Origin of the sequence: Listeria grayi DSM 20601 (genome assembly GCF_000148995.1) — a bacterium.
GTDB classification, from domain to species: Bacteria; Bacillota; Bacilli; order Lactobacillales; family Listeriaceae; genus Listeria; species Listeria grayi.
In genome coordinates this window covers 1-14,044 of sequence record NZ_GL538354.1, presented here as the reverse complement: position 1 = coordinate 14,044, position 14,044 = coordinate 1, and the positions used below count along the sequence as shown (strand labels likewise).

Genomic DNA, 14,044 nt, shown 5'->3' with positions numbered 1-14,044 from the left:
GTCTTACAGCCGTTTTCTCCTCTATTTTACTACTAAGCAAGCACTTTTACCACACCTCTATCATTATCATTATTTCTTCTGTATTTGAGAATCAGGCAAATCCCTATTACTATTCCCTATGCAAAAGGTCTACTTTTTCTTGAAGTGTATTGTCAGACTGCCATTAATATGGTATTGTGTTTAGTGTTATAATATTGCAATACTGTTTTATTTTTGTAATATATTTTATTTTTAAAAAAGGAGTTTTATTATGAAAAAAGCAATAGGCATTCTTGCTGTTCTTACATTGCTTTTAAGTCTTTTAACATCCTGCAGCTCGTCTAAATCTGTTTTCTTGGCAAATTTAAGACATTTCGCAAAAGAACCCGATTTTTCCGCGAAGATGACATTCCATATCAAGGAATTATCAGGAAAGTATGAAACGAAGCATGCCTCGCTGTTACGCAACTCTGAATTTATTTATGATACTTCATTAAATAGAAAAGCAAATCAAAGCTACAATACCTATCAATGGAATGTAACAAAACCAACCTCACACACATTAACTTTCCATACACTGCAAGATTTCGAAACTGGTCGCATCTATCTCCCAGCTAAAGACCTGTTTTCCAACCAATCTGAATATGATTTCTTTTTCAGCAAGCAACTCCAAACCATCGCCGATGATGTCTTACCGATGAACCAAGCGCTTAAAGGCAAATATTTCGACCTTTATGAAGCTATGCAAAATATCACTGGCCAAACGATCGACAGTCAAATGGTGACGAAGCAAGCAAAAGAAATCGCCAATATTGAAGATAAGGTCATGTTCAATCTCTATAACTACATGAATAAAATCAATAAAAAGCGCTTCACCACAGATGATAATGTACTAAAATTACGCTTAAATAAGCACGATATCCGTTCGCTGGTCCGTGAAAATGCAAAATCATTTTACAAAGATGAAGATCTGCTGAATCTAGTTATGGAAAACGAGGATATCAGTAAACAAGACGCGAAGCAATTTTTAGAAAAGCAAATGGCTGAGACGAACAGCAAGCTAACAAGCTTCGTCAATAACCATGCGAATAAATGGAACATTGACATTGCCCTTACTGGCGATAGCAATAAGAAACTGAAAAAGATGTTTATCACGAATGATCTGCAGACTGCCAATGACCGGCTAGTCTTTACGACCAATATCGAGTTCAAGAAATATAAACCCGTCCCAAGCATTCCTGGACGTTCCACTATTATCAATAAAGAAAGCTTAGATAAAGCAATTTCTGACGTGATCACAAGTTATATGAGCCGTTAAAAAAAGCGTGTTCTTTCTATTATGAAAGAACACGCTTTTTTTATTTTGTTTTTCCTTCTATTATATGCGGCAGGTTATGATTCCCATATTCTTTTTGTACTTCTGATATGGAAAGACCCTTCGGATAATGATTGGGCTTTGGTGCTGCTAAAAATGCTTGCAGTCGCTTATCGACAATGACCCAGCTGCGCCAGTTGACGTGAGAGGTATCTTCCATATAATAAGGTTTATCTTGCTTACTTTGCAGGGAAAGATAGCGGAAGCCGTTTTCTTTGACGATACGCTCACTATTGCGATAGTAACTTTCGATCATTGGCTTATCCATTCCACTGTAATCGATCCATTCCCCGTTCAATGGCTGGTTGATCACGAGTACATCAGCACCTTGCTTTTTAAAGGTATCTAAAAGCAGCTGAAGATCGACATATTCCGGCGAACGATCATAACGCAGTTTTTGCGCTTGCTTGACCAATTTCTTCATATTAGGTTTGAGCTTGCTGCGGTATACTTTGCGTTTGATATGGAAAGGCACATCAGCCGTTTGTTTTTCTGCTGTTTGAAGTGCCAGCTTGTCTAACGTTTTAAAATCGAGTGTCTCTGGCAATTTTGCGATGCCCTTGTCGATCTGTTCTTGTTTGGATTTTCGGATATGTTTGGCGGTCAGCTCGTCTTTACGCATCAAGAGCTTGTATTTCAACTCGCCCAATTTACGGAAAAATTTCGCATTTGCCGGTTTTTTATTAGGTGGCAATAGCTTATTCTTCAGCAGATGACTCAAAATAACATCATCTTTTACAACTTGGAACTCCAAAAGCCGTTTGGCTGCGTATTTGATCTCCGGCGTCGGTTTTTCCGTTTGCAAAGCAAAATAATAAGCCTGCAGCGGCGAGAAGTTGGCTCCGAACCCGCCGTTTCCTACACCATCTTGTTTAAACCATTGCGGTGATAAAATGAACACAATTTTTTTGCCTTTCAAACTATCGCCAAGCATATTAGCATCTAGAAAATGCTGCAAGGATTGTGTGCCCGGTCTTCCCATTAAATAAGTTTTATATGTAGGCTCGTACTTTCCTAGAAAGACACTGGGATGAAAAGCAGACAGACGCGATAACTCGGAGGAACCAAAAAGTGGCAGATAGTTTTCTTCCATTGCCCTTTTCTGCAAGATATTTCCCTGCAGAGATGTCTGATTCATCGAAGTCGCACTGTCGCGCACTGCTTGTTCGCTCACACCACCAAAGATAGCACTTGGCCCAAATAAAATAAAGCTGAATAGTAATAAAGCAACCAGTATTGGGCCAAATGTCATCCATAGTTTCTTTTTCATTATTCGAATTCCTTCAAGCGTTCAATTATCATTGCCGGAGTAGCCCACGTTTCCCGATCAAATTCTGAAACTGGCACCGTGATGTCCAGAGTTGATTCCACTTCCATCAACAATTGGACTGTGCCCATTGAATCTAATAATCCTTCGTCGAATAAGTTCAAATTCAAATCGTCTTTTACTTCTTCTGTTTCTGTTACTTCTGCTAATAAGTCCAATACTTTTTCGTTAAATTCCATTTTTAGTACCACCTTTATTTAATATGTGATTTTCGCGAATATTCCTGAGAAGATTAAAAAGCCAAAGCAGACAACGTGGAATGTAATTATCAAACTGATGATATAAGTCACGTTGTTTTTAGGATAAAATCGATACTTCTTATTGATTCGTTCAAAGATATCCATCCCGACAATCATCGTCGCATGATAGAGTCCATAGACGATGTAATACCAATGCAAACCATGCCAGACACCCATGACGAAGAAATTGACGAAATAGGCAATATACATGACGGTGAACTTGCTCTTGAACCATTTCTTCTTCGTCAGCCACATGACAAGGCGCATAAAGATAAAATCGCGGAACCAGAAAGACAGCGTCATGTGCCAGCGGTTCCAGAAGTCTTTGATATTTCTCGATGCGAACGGCTTATTAAAGTTCATCGGTGTTTGGATCCCCAGCAGATAACTTACACCTACTGCGAAAGCACTGTAGCCGGCAAAGTCGAAGAATAGATACATGCTATAGCTGTACATATAGCCGACCATCGACCAGCCGAAATCAATGTGATTGAATAAGCGAAACTGCAGATGATGGATCAAATAGGTATCGATCAGATACGATAGAATGAATTTGTAAAGGAATCCCAAGAAGATCAAGAAGATCCCTTTATTCAGCAGCTCCAGATATGCTTCTTTTTCCAACGGCTTTTTGACGTCTTTTTGAAAACGCCGGAAGCGATCGATCGGTCCTGAAGAAATTGTTGGGAAGAACAGCAGGAACTGTACAAAGTCAACCGCGTTATATTCTTTGATCAGATTATCACGGATCTCTATGACCATCGCAACTGCCTTGAAAGTAACGTAGGAGATCCCTAGGAAACCGATCATCGTCGTGTGTGCTGCCAGAAGCGGCTGCACTTTTACAACTGCCAATGGCAAAATCGATAAGATCACAAACAGAACGAAGATCCCGCCATGATTTTTATTCCATACTTTCCGATAGTGGAAGTACATTCTCACGATCGCTAGCTGCCAGAAAATAAAGCAGATGAAGGTGACAGCTTGAACTGTATTATGCGCGTACAAGAAATAAAGAAAGACGAGCGTAATAAAAGAATTGTAAATTGGGAGTCGCTTACCGCATAATCCCGCGATCACAACTGGTAATAAAAAGAGGATCAATACGCCGAAATAAAACAGCGTCCCATATGGAGTTGTCATCTTTGCACCTCTTCTGCAAGAAGTTTCCGATCGATCTTACCATTCATCGTAAGCGGCAATTCTGTTTTATACAGCCACTTTCCAGGGATCATATAGCTAGGCATCACTTCTTTTAATTCATTTTTGATTGCTTTAGTCAATTGGTAGTCTTTTTCAAAATCATGTTCGTTCGGAACGATCACGGCTACTAACTTCTCCACTTTACCAGCGCGGTATCGCGGTAGCACAACAGCATTTTTGACATAATCGACTACTTTCAAGTTTTGCTCGATGTCTTCTAGTTCGATGCGATAACCATGTAACTTGACTTGGAAATCCATTCGGCTATGATAAAAGAGCTGCCCAGCTTCTTTGTAGCCGCAGTCTCCGGTGTGATAGGCACGATAGCCACCATGCTTGGAAAAAACTTTTGCTGTTTTCTCTGCTTCGTGCAGATAGCCTTTTGATACAGAAGGACCAATCAGCACGATTTCACCTTTTTCGCCTGCCGCTGCCTCGGAACCATCTTCCCGCATGATCTTCAATGTCAAATCAGCTTTCGGTTCTCCCAAGGGAATAGCCTCATACTGCTCAAGGATTTCAGGCGTTACCTCGATGTGGGTAACTGCCACTGTTGCTTCCGTTGGCCCATAAGTATTGAATACACGCGCTTTCGGAAATCTTTTCAGCAACTCAGCAGCCGTTTCTTTTGTCAGTACTTCTCCGCAAAATAAGAACTCCGTCAATTCTGGATTGTTTTCTCCATTAAAGTTAGGATCCAGCAGGCACACGTCTGCAAAGGAAGGCGTGGATACCCAAGTCTGTAATTTCTTATTTTGAATCGCTGTCGCCAGGGTTTTCAGATCATTACTTTCTGCCTTGTCGAGCGGCACTAGTGTACCACCAGCGGTCAAGGTCGGATAAAGATCCATGACTGACAAATCAAAGGAAAATGGTGCTTGATTAAGAACGCGTCGACCAGGTGCAAAAGAAAAAGTCTTTAGCATCCAATTCGTAAAGCTTACCAGGTTATTGTGGCTGATCTGTACTCCCTTCGGCATTCCCGTGCTGCCAGAAGTATAGATGATATAATGATTTTCATCCTCTGCCACGCCTCGCTCCTCTGAGAGCGCTTTGTCGTCGTTTTTTATAACCGCCCGGTCAATGTCGTCCGGCGTAATGAGCGGTACTTGTCGGCTTTCTTCAAGCGGGAATGACTCCGTAGCGATGATGTATGCAGGCTGAGCAGCTTCAATGATCTGCTCCAACCGTTCTTTCGGCATACTGCTGTCGACCGGTATATAGGCACGGCCAGACTTTACAACAGCGATAAAAGCTACCAGCATACTGCTATTCATGTGTCCATATACTAAAGCAGGCTGCGAGGTGCCTGCTATATAATTTTCTGCCAGATAATAAGCAAGCGCATCAGACTTTGTTTTTAACGACTGATACGTCAGCGTCTCATCGCGATATTCATAACACGAGACATTCGGCGCTTTTTCCGCCCATTCATTTAGTTTCATAAGTAAATAACTCGTCTCTGTTTGTGTTCTCATATGTAATGTCCCTTCTTTCTAAAATTCGTTGTAGATGAATTGTGCGCCATTAGGGTTTTTGAAGCCATAGAACCAAAATAAGCCAAAAAAGATAAGCAAATAAAACAATGTGCGCAGGAAGAAAATAACAATTGGTTTTGTGAGCAATAATTTTAGTTTCATGATAAAATCCTCCTTTTCTAATATTTCCGTTAGATTACAAAAATTAATATTAAATGTCATATATTAATTTAACTCATTTGCTTTGTTTTGTCCAATTTTATTTTTACTATAAAAACCTTTGCAAAACCTTAATTCTTAAGAACAGCTTTACTTTTTCGATTTGTAATATATAGTAATATTGCTATCCTAGAGCCATTTTGTAAGATATGTTAAAGTTTTTTGAGAAAAATTCTTGAAAATCTTTAAAAAACTTTAAAATTCCCACAAAAAAAGGATTTTAAAACCGCATTAAAAGTAGCTTTTTACGGCTTTTTTCTACACCAAAAAACGCAAATTTACACTTCTTCTTTTCAAATACAAAAAAGCAGCGCCCCTTATTAAACAAGGAACGCTGCTTTTTTTGCTTTTGTTATTTATTTACTGGCAATACTGCGCCTTTCCATTTATCCGTGATAAAGTCTTGGATTTCTTTCGAATGCAATACTTTTACTAGTTCTTTTACATCCTTATTGTTTTTGTTCTTCTCTGTTGTCACGATGATATTAGCATATGGAGATTTTTTGCTTTCCAATGCGATTGCGTCCTTTTCAGGATTCAAGCCTTGCGCAACGACAAAGTTGGAGTTGATTGCTACAGCATCGCCTTCATTATTTTTGTAAGCCGTCATCAAGTAGCCTGGATCGAAGCTGGTTTTGAATTTCAAGTTTTTTGGATTGTCGGAAATATCTTTGAAAGTCGCGTCTTGTAGTTTTACCCCTTTTTTCACTTTGATCAAACCTTCGTCTACAAAAATACCGATAATACGTGGCCAGTCTGATTTAGAGTTGGATACTAAAATTTGAGCGCCGTCTTTTAAGTCTTTCAGTGATTTTACTTTTTTCGAGTAGATGCCAAGTGGTTCTAAGTGAATAGCGCCGACATCAGCAAATTTATAGCCTTTTTGCTTTTCTTCTAATTCCAAATATGGTTTATGTTGGAAATAGTTAGCTGTCAAATCCCCTTCGTCTAGTGCTTTATTCGGTAACACGTAGTCATTGTATTTCACGATTTTCAAGTTGATGCCTTTCTTTTTCAAGATCGGTTTTGCTTTTTCAAGAATAACTGCATGTGGTGAACTAGATGCACCTACGATCAATTCTTTGTTCTTGGAATCGCCTGAAGAACTTTTACTTCCGGACCCGCAAGCCCCTAATACTAAAATAACTGCTAAAACTGCAAATAATGCTGTAAACTTTTTCATTTTTCCCTCTCCTTTTTTATCGTTTATCAAACGATTTGGTTAATAAATCTCCAATAATTTGGAAGATAAATACAATAATTAAAATAATCACGGTTGCAACGATCGTTATCTGAAAGTTCGCTTGTTGATAGCCATCGATATAGGCGGCGTTTCCAAGGCCACCTGCTCCAACCGCGCCTGCCATTGCTGTATAACTCACGAGTGAGATCGCTGTGACGGTGATCCCGGAAATGATCGCCGGCATGGCTTCTGGTAATAGCACTTTCCAAATAATGGTGAAAATATTCCCACCCATAGCTCTAGCGGCTTCGATAACGCCCTTGTCTACTTCGCGAAAGGCGATTTCTACCAAACGACCGTAAAAAGGTGCTGCGCCAATGATCAAAGCCGGAAGTGCGGCTTTCGGTCCAATGATCGTTCCGACTAGAAGTTTTGTCTCTGGGATCAATAAAATGATCAGAATGATAAATGGGATCGATCTGAAAATATTAACAATAACAGCTGTGATCCAATGGATGATCTTCTTCCAAATGCTGTCTTCGTTAGCTGTCAAAAACAGCAGCAATCCTAGAATGATTCCGATTATAAAAACCAGCACTAGGGAAATCACTGTCATATAAAGTGTTTCTTGGGTGGCAGTTCCAATCAACTGCCAATCCACATCTGGGAATAAATGGTTCATCATTTGCTGATCACTTCCGTTTCTACCTGCAGTTGGTGAAATTGTTCAATGCTCTTGGCGATACGCTCCGGCTCTCCTGTCAAATGAACATATAAGGTACCATATGCACCGTTTTGCGTCTGTGTCAACGAACCATGCAGGACATTCAATGACACTTGCTGCGCCCTAACTACTTCTGAAATGATCGGTTGAGTCGCATTTTTATTTACAAACAGCAACTTCACGATCTCACCTTGCTCACCGTAATTTTCTAAGAGCAGTTGGATCAGTTCTTCTGTCTCATCAGAATCGGTCACTTGACGCACGAAACGTTTGGTCACTTGCTGCTGTGGATGCTGGAAAACATCGAGCACATTGCCGAGTTCTACTACTTTTCCTTCTTCCATGACAGCGACCCGATTACAGATTTTGCGGATAACATGCATTTCATGGGTGATAACAATAATAGTCAGATTGAGTTTTTTATTGATATCAAGCAGCAGATCCAGTACTTCATCCGTTGTTTGCGGATCGAGCGCACTAGTCGCCTCATCGCAAAGCAGTACATTTGGGTCATTGGCAAGCGCTCTGGCAATCCCGACACGCTGTTTTTGACCGCCACTTAATTCGGATGGATAGGAACGCTCTTTTCCTTCCAGTCCAACCAACCGGATCAGCTCATTGACACGCTGTTTTCTTTCTGCACCACGGATGCCAGCGATCTCCAGTGGAAAAGCGATGTTCTCAAAAACTGTTCGCGACCACAGCAGATTGAAATGCTGAAAAATCATACCGATCTTTTGTCTGGCTTTGCGAAGTTTGCCGCCACGGATCTCGCTGATGATATTCTCGCCGATCTGGACCGTTCCTTCTGTTGGAAGCTCCAAACCATTGAACATTCGGATCAACGAACTTTTCCCAGCACCGGAATAACCAACTACTCCAAAGATCTCACCGTCCTCGATTTGAAGGTCGACATGATCAACAGCACGGATTTTTTGCGATCTCGTTTTATAATCTTTCACTACTTGTTTGAGTGTAATCATTTTTTATTCACCTTTTTTTCTGTCAGAATATGAAAAAAGCCTTTCTGCAAGTGAGCAGAAAGGCGACGATTTAGAGGTCGATTACTTTCTTCTCATCTTCCAAAACAAATGTTTTGCATGAATTAGCACCTTAAGCAAATTGCTTAGGTTGCCGGGCTTCGTAGGGCATTTCCCTCCACCGCTCTTGATAAGAATATGATTTTATTAGTTATAATTGCTGTTCGTTTATATTACACCGAACTGCTTAATTTTGTCAACTATTGATTGAATACGAACAATTTTTCCGACTTTGATGCTCAGCAAGCGGTAATTTGACAATAAATGTCGTTTTGTGATTTTTGCTCTCTGCGGTCACGATCCCGCCGTGCTTCTCTACGATCGACTTCGCGATCGCAAGCCCAAGCCCCGTTCCAGTGGTCGTCCGATTTTTGTCGACTTTATAAAAACGGTCGAATAAATATGGCAAATCGATAGCTGGGATTTCCTCTCCATAATTAGAAACCTCGACCACAGCCATTTCTTCTTCTTTTCGAGCTACGATCTCCAACTCATTTTCGCCATAGCGGAGCGCATTGGAAAATAAATTTTCAAATAGCCGCATGATCTGATTCCCATCACCTGTTACGATCAATTTATCAAGTTGATAGCTCTCATTGATCTTGATTTTTCGTTCAGCTGCTTGTGCTTCGAACTCTAAAACAAGCTGGCTCAGTAGTTCGTTCATATCAAGCGTATCATGTTTCAGCGGATATTCCGTACTTTCCAAACGGGTATAGGAAAACAAGTCGTCAATCAACTTATGAAGATGCTTCGCCTTGCCATACACTAATTCGGTGTAATAGCGCAGTTCGATCTCATCACGATAGCGGTCTTCGTGAATAAAGCTTAGGTAACCCAAGATCGAAGTCAGCGGCGTCCGTAGATCATGTGATACGTTGGTGATCAAATCATTTTTCGCCTTTTGAGCTTGTGATTCTTGTTCCATAAGCACACGCTGCCGTTTACGCATATTCTCAATATTTTCCTCCAGCTCTTGGATATCCTTTACATAACTGGCGGTATCAACAGGACGGTCTTCCCGCAATGCAAAATTGATCGTCCGCAGCTGTTTCTTAAATATTTGATGCCGGCAAAAGCGGTAGAATAAATAGAAAATCAAAGTCGCGAGCAGTAGAACAACGATATATTTCGTGATTCCAAACCCGATAGACTCCCGCAGTTGGGTATATTTCGTCTTGCCAAATAGGCGGACAAAAGAATCTGATAATCCCTTGAGTACAATAGAATCATCGCGGATCGCTACTAACCAGAGATACATCGTCCGCAGCAAAAACAATGCGAAGATCCATGATAAAACCGCAAAGAATGCTACCTGCCAAATATTCATCACTCGGCTGACATGTAGAAAGATTTTTTTAAAGTTCAATTTTATAGCCCACTCCCCAGATGGTCTTGATAACATTTTCTCCCGCCATAGCAACGCGAAGTTTATCTCGTAAATTACTGATGTGGACCATCACCGTTTTACTTGCTCCAAGCGCTTTCTCCTGCCAGATCTTTTCAAAAATATATTCTGAGCTAAAAACACGTCCCGGTTCACTGGCTAGCAAATATAAAATATCAAATTCAGAAGTCGTCAAATGCAGCTCTTTTTCATTCACCGTCACAATGTGCTGATCTTTATCGATCACAATCGGGCCAATGATCGTTTTAGCTGTATCGACACTACTATTGGCTTGGATATTCTGGATCCTTCTCAGAATAACTTTTACGCGGACAGATAGCTCAAGCGGATTGAAAGGCTTGACCATATAATCATCAGCTCCTGTTAAGAGCCCCATGATCTTGTCATTATCTTCTGCTTTCGCACTCAACATCAAGATTGGCGTCAAAATATTTTCATTGCGCATTTTTTTACAGACCTCTAGTCCGTCCATCTCCGGCATCATTACATCCAGAATCACTAAGGACGGCATTTTATCTTGAACGATCTCCCAGGCTTCTTTTCCATTATAGGCTTGATAGATCTGATAGCCCTCGTTTTGGAGGTATAGCTTTACCAAATCTACAATCTCTTTGTCGTCATCTGCAATCAATATGGAAGTCATGATTCATTTTCCTTTCCGGCATAGTCTTGTTTCTATTGTATCATTTTCAATATAAAAAAAGAAATCCGTCTCAAGATAGATTTCTTTTCATTATTATTTATTTTTCCGTTCTTCCTCTGGTTCGATGTGGATCAATACCTGCGCTTTCGAATAAAAATCATTGACTGCTGTCTCGATCTCGTCACACAAATGGTGTGCCTCTTCGATTGACATGCTTGCCGGAAAAACGAGGTGAAAATCAATATATTCTTCTGCCCCTGCTCTTCTGGAGCGAAAATCATGGAACTCGATGTAGTTATCACTATATGACTCAATGATCCGCTTGATCTCTTTCTCCTCATCAGGAGATAAGCGCTCGTCCATCAGTGGGGGGAACGATTCTTTTAACAATTGCCATGCTTCATACATAATATAGATCGCTGTGATGATTGCGATAACTGGATCTAGCCACAACCAGCCAGTAAGATAGACTAAAAACAAACTGAAGGCGATCCCGACAGATGTAAATACATCTGTATATAAATGTAAGGCATTTGACTTCATTGCTACCGAGTTCTGCTTGATGGCCGCACGTTTGATGATCATGGAGATCACTAAGTTCATCGTGGCTCCCAGCAACATCACACCGATACCTAGCCCTGGTAATCGTATTTCATGCGGTGTAATAAATTTATTGACAGATTCATAAATAATCCAAATACCCGCTACAAAAATCAACAATGTTTCGATTGTTCCAGCAATATTTTCTGCTTTTCCATGCCCATAGGGGTGATCTTCATCAGCCGGACGATTAGATATCCGAATCGAGAAGAAGGTAATGACAGAAGCAAACAGATCCATAAATGAGTGTATGCCTTCTGAGATAACTGCTACCGAACCTGTAAGAACGCCAACAATCAATTTTAATACGACAATGAAAAAGTTACTGAATACTGATAGAATAGTTAAATTTAAATGATTCATTCTGCTTCCTCCAATTTCCACCGATTCGGTAAACCTGAATTATCATATCATACAGGATGGTAGTGGGTCTACAGCAATCTTTTTAACGGTCTCCACTTCTATAAAGTGAACGAAACTATTTTGCCTTAGCGCAACTTATACTTTGAAAAACAGCTTGCTTCCCAAGTACTTCTCAGGGAGCAAGCCATCACTATTTTTGAAAAAAATCATAAATCGATGAAATATTGCCTAAGTCATAACTGATGCGCTTGGCTTTGCCATTTTCAAAGAAAACGAGTGCAGGGACCGAGGTGATCTGCAATCTTTCCGCAACCTCAGGCACAAAGTTCAAATCCATTTTCGCTAAAGGCTGCTCCCAGTCATCGGATTGCTCAATAATCTCGATCAGCTGACTTGCAAACTGGCAAGCGCCACACATCGGCGTGAAAAAATAAACATAAAAATTTTTATCCAAAGATTCTGCTTGTTCTAAATCGGGACGAGCCCATATATCCATAGCTATTTCATTCTTTCTTTAATCTAAAGTTTCTTCGTAAGCATCGCTGTTTAGCAATTCATCTAGCTGCGACTCTTCTAGTTCTTCTATTTTCAAGATCCAGCCTTCGTTGTATGGATCGCTATTGATCATTTCTGGCGCATCTTCCAACGCTTCGTTTACTTCCACGATTTTCCCACTTACAGGTGCGTAAAAATCAGAAACCGTTTTAACAGACTCGATACTACCGATGGAGTCCCCTTGCTCAATTGTTGCGCCAACTTCAGGAAGTTCAACGAAAACGATATCTCCCAACTGATCTTGCGCGAAATCTGTGATACCTACACGAACGCCCTCTGTTTCTTGTTTTACCCATTCATGTTCTTCTGTATATAGATAATCTTTTGGCAAACTCATTTGTATTTCCTCCCCTAATTATTATTTCCAAGTGCTTTCATAACTATCTTCACTAAATCCTAATGTAATATTTTCACCGTCTGTTGTCAGTGGACGCTTAATTAATTTCCCGTCAGAAGCAAGTAGCGTATATGCTTCTTGCAAAGACATGTGATCGATTTTATCTTTCAGACCAAGCTCACGATATTTGATACCACTTGTATTGAAAAAACGACGAATCGGAAGTCCACTTTTTTCATGTAATGCTTGGAGTTTTGCTGCACTAGGAGTATCTTCGGTGATGTCAATTTCGTTTACTTCTACTTCATTATCATTTAACCATTTTTTTGCTTTTTTGCATGTTGTGCATTTGGGATACCAGTAAAAATCAATCATCTAATGTCTCCTCCTACTTATTGTTCTATTACTATCATAGATGATTTTTTTTAAAAGTACAATCCAAAATTGCTCGGATAAGAAGATTTTGATTTTTAGATAAAAAACAGCTCAAGATAGCTAGTTATCTTGAGCTGTTTTCGTTATTTTCTTTTTCTTTTCCACACGTAGATCGCTGTTGCTATTAATAGCAAACCGATGATTGTGTACATCCATAAGAACTGATCTCCAGTTTTTGGCAAGATCGAGTCAATGAACTTTTTGATTTCTGAATGCGGTTTTGTGTCTGGGTTGTTATGTGGTGCTGGATTTGGTTTTGGATCCGGTGTTGGGCTCGGTTTCGGATCTGGACTCGGATTTGGTTTTGGTTCTTGTTTATTTATTTTTACATCTACACTCGCTGGCGTTGCCGCTACAGCTTTTCCATCACTTTGTTCCCCGGCGGCGCTGACTTCATTCGTAAGCACTCCGCTCGCTGGAACTTGTTTCACTTGGACTTTGTACGTGATCGTTTGTTTCGCACCACTTGCGAGGCTCGCGATCGTAGCTTCATATTTCCCAGCTGCCCACGCATCATCGGAGACGGCTTGGCCGTTCACTTTCGTGCTGCCTGCCACATAGCTCAGTTCCGCTGGTAATTGGTCACGGATCGCGATATTGTTCCACTTACCTCCGCCAGCTTCGTTGCCCACTTCGATTTGATACTCATACGTATCTCCAAGCTTCGCTTCTTGCACACTCGCTGTTTTCTTCAAGCTTGGTGTCACAGGGACATCCACTTTCTGATTATCTTCTGGAGTCTCATCGTTCCCCGGTACTTTCCCGGTCGCGATGTTCGTGATCTCCCCGCTCGCTGCTTCGCTGACGGTTACTTCAAAGCTCACACTTACTGGATGGCCATGAGCCAGTTTCTCTAACACGACCGATAGGTTGTTCCCATCGATACCGCCATCATACGCTACCGCGTTCCCAGCTTCATCTTCTACTTTCAGACTT

General features: G+C 40.6%; 16 protein-coding genes and 1 riboswitch. Of the genes, 1 reads left to right on the top strand and 15 read right to left on the bottom strand.

Annotation, left to right across the window (positions count from 1 at the left end; all coding sequences use genetic code 11):
- Positions 1–250: 250 nt before the first annotated feature.
- Entirely contained in the window at positions 251–1,297 is a 1,047-nt protein-coding gene (locus HMPREF0556_RS12310; protein ID WP_003759138.1) for an Lmo2079 family surface lipoprotein, read from the top strand.
- 40 nt (positions 1,298–1,337) lie between these two features.
- Here the strand turns inward: HMPREF0556_RS12310 and dltD are convergent, their stop codons facing one another.
- The 15 genes from dltD to HMPREF0556_RS12235 form a co-directional block, all read right to left on the bottom strand.
- The gene (dltD, locus tag HMPREF0556_RS12305; RefSeq protein WP_003759136.1) at positions 1,338–2,624 is read right to left on the bottom strand and encodes a D-alanyl-lipoteichoic acid biosynthesis protein DltD; all 1,287 of its coding nucleotides are present in this window, start codon (positions 2,622–2,624) and stop codon (positions 1,338–1,340) included.
- Positions 2,624–2,860: a D-alanine--poly(phosphoribitol) ligase subunit DltC gene (dltC, locus tag HMPREF0556_RS12300; protein WP_003759135.1), complete on the bottom strand. Its 237-nt coding sequence runs from the start codon at positions 2,858–2,860 to the stop codon at positions 2,624–2,626. The genes dltD and dltC overlap by 1 nt, the downstream gene beginning before the upstream one ends.
- Before the next feature lie 18 nt (positions 2,861–2,878).
- Positions 2,879–4,063: a D-alanyl-lipoteichoic acid biosynthesis protein DltB gene (gene dltB / locus HMPREF0556_RS12295; protein WP_003759131.1), complete on the bottom strand. Its 1,185-nt coding sequence runs from the start codon at positions 4,061–4,063 to the stop codon at positions 2,879–2,881.
- Positions 4,060–5,601: a D-alanine--poly(phosphoribitol) ligase subunit DltA gene (gene dltA, locus HMPREF0556_RS12290; protein ID WP_003759128.1), complete on the bottom strand. Its 1,542-nt coding sequence runs from the start codon at positions 5,599–5,601 to the stop codon at positions 4,060–4,062. Before dltA ends, dltB begins: the two co-directional genes overlap by 4 nt.
- An 18-nt stretch (positions 5,602–5,619) precedes the next feature.
- Positions 5,620–5,763, bottom strand: a complete 144-nt coding sequence (locus tag HMPREF0556_RS12285; protein ID WP_260450464.1) for a teichoic acid D-Ala incorporation-associated protein DltX — start codon at positions 5,761–5,763, stop codon at positions 5,620–5,622.
- A gap of 409 nt (positions 5,764–6,172) precedes the next feature.
- Complete coding sequence (locus tag HMPREF0556_RS12280) at positions 6,173–7,003, bottom strand: MetQ/NlpA family ABC transporter substrate-binding protein (RefSeq protein WP_040486942.1); 831 nt, start codon at positions 7,001–7,003, stop codon at positions 6,173–6,175.
- Positions 7,004–7,019: 16 nt separating this feature from the next.
- Positions 7,020–7,688: a methionine ABC transporter permease gene (locus tag HMPREF0556_RS12275; RefSeq protein ID WP_003759121.1), complete on the bottom strand. Its 669-nt coding sequence runs from the start codon at positions 7,686–7,688 to the stop codon at positions 7,020–7,022.
- Positions 7,685–8,710 (bottom strand): methionine ABC transporter ATP-binding protein, encoded by a 1,026-nt coding sequence (locus tag HMPREF0556_RS12270; protein WP_003759118.1) that lies wholly within the window; start codon positions 8,708–8,710, stop codon positions 7,685–7,687. The genes HMPREF0556_RS12275 and HMPREF0556_RS12270 overlap by 4 nt, the downstream gene beginning before the upstream one ends.
- 89 nt (positions 8,711–8,799) lie before the next feature.
- A riboswitch (SAM riboswitch) is annotated at positions 8,800–8,904 on the bottom strand.
- Between the two features lie 59 nt (positions 8,905–8,963).
- Positions 8,964–10,142 carry a sensor histidine kinase gene (locus HMPREF0556_RS12265; RefSeq protein WP_241762110.1) on the bottom strand — a complete coding sequence of 393 codons (1,179 nt, stop codon included), beginning with the start codon at positions 10,140–10,142 and terminating at the stop codon, positions 8,964–8,966.
- Entirely contained in the window at positions 10,126–10,821 is a 696-nt protein-coding gene (locus tag HMPREF0556_RS12260; protein WP_115345922.1) for a response regulator transcription factor, read from the bottom strand. Before HMPREF0556_RS12260 ends, HMPREF0556_RS12265 begins: the two co-directional genes overlap by 17 nt.
- Positions 10,822–10,911: 90 nt before the next feature.
- The gene (locus tag HMPREF0556_RS12255) at positions 10,912–11,781 is read right to left on the bottom strand and encodes a cation diffusion facilitator family transporter (RefSeq protein ID WP_003759113.1); all 870 of its coding nucleotides are present in this window, start codon (positions 11,779–11,781) and stop codon (positions 10,912–10,914) included.
- Positions 11,782–11,971: 190 nt separating this feature from the next.
- Complete coding sequence (locus HMPREF0556_RS12250; protein ID WP_003759111.1) at positions 11,972–12,277, bottom strand: thioredoxin family protein; 306 nt, start codon at positions 12,275–12,277, stop codon at positions 11,972–11,974.
- Positions 12,278–12,295: 18 nt separating this feature from the next.
- Positions 12,296–12,673 carry a glycine cleavage system protein GcvH gene (gene gcvH / locus HMPREF0556_RS12245; RefSeq protein ID WP_003759108.1) on the bottom strand — a complete coding sequence of 126 codons (378 nt, stop codon included), beginning with the start codon at positions 12,671–12,673 and terminating at the stop codon, positions 12,296–12,298.
- 21 nt (positions 12,674–12,694) lie between these two features.
- The gene (locus HMPREF0556_RS12240) at positions 12,695–13,048 is read right to left on the bottom strand and encodes an arsenate reductase family protein (RefSeq protein ID WP_003759107.1); all 354 of its coding nucleotides are present in this window, start codon (positions 13,046–13,048) and stop codon (positions 12,695–12,697) included.
- A 143-nt stretch (positions 13,049–13,191) separates the two neighbouring features.
- The coding region (locus HMPREF0556_RS12235) for an isopeptide-forming domain-containing fimbrial protein (protein WP_040486940.1) at positions 13,192–14,044 on the bottom strand (853 nt) is incomplete at its 5' end.

What these genes read in the sequence shown, in the direction of transcription:
- HMPREF0556_RS12240 (WP_003759107.1), bottom strand. Translation starts at nt 13,048, where the DNA reads ATGATTGATTTTTACTGGTATCCCAAATGCACAACATGCAAAAAAGCA.
- HMPREF0556_RS12270 (WP_003759118.1), bottom strand. Translation starts at nt 8,710, where the DNA reads ATGATTACACTCAAACAAGTAGTGAAAGATTATAAAACGAGATCGCAA.
- dltC (WP_003759135.1), bottom strand. Translation starts at nt 2,860, where the DNA reads ATGGAATTTAACGAAAAAGTATTGGACTTATTAGCAGAAGTAACAGAA.
- dltA (WP_003759128.1), bottom strand. Translation starts at nt 5,601, where the DNA reads ATGAGAACACAAACAGAGACGAGTTATTTACTTATGAAACTAAATGAA.
- HMPREF0556_RS12255 (WP_003759113.1), bottom strand. Translation starts at nt 11,781, where the DNA reads ATGAATCATTTAAATTTAACTATTCTATCAGTATTCAGTAACTTTTTC.
- dltD (WP_003759136.1), bottom strand. Translation starts at nt 2,624, where the DNA reads ATGAAAAAGAAACTATGGATGACATTTGGCCCAATACTGGTTGCTTTA.
- dltB (WP_003759131.1), bottom strand. Translation starts at nt 4,063, where the DNA reads ATGACAACTCCATATGGGACGCTGTTTTATTTCGGCGTATTGATCCTC.
- gcvH (WP_003759108.1), bottom strand. Translation starts at nt 12,673, where the DNA reads ATGAGTTTGCCAAAAGATTATCTATATACAGAAGAACATGAATGGGTA.
- HMPREF0556_RS12285 (WP_260450464.1), bottom strand. Translation starts at nt 5,763, where the DNA reads ATGAAACTAAAATTATTGCTCACAAAACCAATTGTTATTTTCTTCCTG.
- HMPREF0556_RS12310 (WP_003759138.1), top strand. Translation starts at nt 251, where the DNA reads ATGAAAAAAGCAATAGGCATTCTTGCTGTTCTTACATTGCTTTTAAGT.
- HMPREF0556_RS12250 (WP_003759111.1), bottom strand. Translation starts at nt 12,277, where the DNA reads ATGGATATATGGGCTCGTCCCGATTTAGAACAAGCAGAATCTTTGGAT.
- HMPREF0556_RS12280 (WP_040486942.1), bottom strand. Translation starts at nt 7,003, where the DNA reads ATGAAAAAGTTTACAGCATTATTTGCAGTTTTAGCAGTTATTTTAGTA.
- HMPREF0556_RS12275 (WP_003759121.1), bottom strand. Translation starts at nt 7,688, where the DNA reads ATGATGAACCATTTATTCCCAGATGTGGATTGGCAGTTGATTGGAACT.